Annotated in this window: 1 protein-coding gene; it reads left to right on the top strand. The window is 59.1% G+C overall.

Annotation, left to right across the window (positions count from 1 at the left end):
- On the top strand, positions 1–155 hold a 155-nt coding region (locus SB756_RS32565), incomplete at its 5' end, for a DUF4810 domain-containing protein (protein ID WP_410913574.1).
- Positions 156–254 lie beyond the last annotated feature (99 nt).

The following is a 254-nucleotide window of genomic DNA, read 5'->3' as shown; positions in this document are numbered from 1 at the left end:
GCTACCACGCGCACCTGGGCATGCTGTATATGAGCATGGGTAAGGATGACCAGATGGTGCAGGAGTTTCGTACCGAGAAGGCCCTGTTCCCCGAGTCCGCTTCGTACATGGACTTCCTGCTGAAAAACGCCAAGACTGGAGTCGCCGCTAAATGAGCCTGTTAAAACTCACTGGCGCCTTGCTGGCCCTGGCCTTGCTCGGCGGTTGCGCAGCGCCCAAGACCGTTGATTACGCGGCGTACAAGCAGGCGCGAC

It is taken from the genome of Pseudomonas sp. SIMBA_068, assembly GCF_046534705.1.
GTDB classification, from domain to species: Bacteria; Pseudomonadota; Gammaproteobacteria; order Pseudomonadales; family Pseudomonadaceae; genus Aquipseudomonas; species Aquipseudomonas putida.
This window is presented reverse-complemented; position numbering and strand designations above follow the sequence as displayed.